This window comes from Streptomyces sp. SPB074, assembly GCF_000154905.1.
Taxonomy (GTDB): Bacteria; Actinomycetota; Actinomycetes; order Streptomycetales; family Streptomycetaceae; genus Streptomyces.
Genome location: NZ_GG770539.1, coordinates 2,931,262 through 2,932,306 on the forward strand (window position 1 = coordinate 2,931,262; position 1,045 = coordinate 2,932,306).

2 protein-coding genes are annotated in these 1,045 nt (G+C 70.8%); one reads left to right on the plus strand and one right to left on the minus strand.

The window, feature by feature from the left end; all coding sequences use genetic code 11:
* A partial coding sequence (locus tag SSBG_RS11990; RefSeq protein ID WP_037869554.1) for a BlaI/MecI/CopY family transcriptional regulator occupies positions 1-300 on the minus strand: 300 nt, incomplete at its 3' end.
* A 154-nt stretch (positions 301-454) separates the two neighbouring features.
* Here SSBG_RS11990 and SSBG_RS11995 point away from each other — a divergent pair.
* Positions 455-1,030: a TerD family protein gene (locus tag SSBG_RS11995; protein ID WP_008746398.1), complete on the plus strand. Its 576-nt coding sequence runs from the start codon at positions 455-457 to the stop codon at positions 1,028-1,030.
* The last annotated feature ends 15 nt before the right edge of the window (positions 1,031-1,045 follow it).

Here is a 1,045-nt window from a genome sequence, read left to right on the forward strand (position 1 = left end):
CGCGTCGCGGTCGTGCTCGCCGTCGAGCAACCGCCGCATCCGCAGCGCCGCGAGGCCCGCCTCGTCGGCCACGGCGCTCCACAGGAAGGAGCGGCCCCGGCGCTCGCGGCTCACGGCGTCCTTGGAGCGCAGCCGCGTCAGGATCGTCATGACCGTCGTGTACGCGAGTTCCCCGCCGACGTGTTCACGCACCCACCCGGCGGGTACGGGTCCGGGGGCGGAGTGGAGCACGGCGAGCACCCTGGCCTCCAGTTCGCCCTGTCCACGCCGACGGCCGCCGTTGCGCTCGGTCCCGCTCACGCACGCACCTCCTCGCACCCGCTCACACCGGGTCCCGATGGTACCGAGGACCGGGGCGCGGCCCCCGCCCGCGACTTCTACAGCTCTGTAGAGAGTCCTGTAGTTTCGGTAACGAGTCACATCCGGCAGCACCCGAGACCAAGGAGCGCACACCATGGGAGTCACGCTGGCCAAGGGCGGCAACGTCTCGCTGTCGAAGGAGGCCCCCGGCCTCACGTCGATCACGGTCGGCCTGGGCTGGGACGTCCGGACCACGACCGGCAGCGACTACGACCTCGACGCGAGCGCCCTGCTGTGCTCGTCGGCGGGGAAGGTCGTCTCGGACGCGCACTTCGTCTTCTACAACAACCTGACCAGCCCGGACGGCTCCGTCCGCCACACCGGCGACAACCTGACGGGCGAGGGCGAGGGCGACGACGAGTCGATCGAGATCGACCTCGGCCAGGTCCCCGCCGAGGTCGACAAGATCGTCTTCCCGGTCTCGATCCACGAGGCGGAGTCGCGCGGCCAGAGCTTCGGCCAGGTCCGCAACGCCTTCATCCGCGTCGTCAACCGCGAGGGCGGCACCGAACTGGCGCGATACGACCTCTCCGAGGACGCCTCGACCGAGACGGCCATGGTCTTCGGCGAGGTCTACCGGCACGGCACGGAGTGGAAGTTCCGCGCCGTCGGCCAGGGCTACGCCTCCGGGCTCGCGGGCATCGCCTCGGACTTCGGCGTCAACGTCTGAGACGGCGGAAGGGGC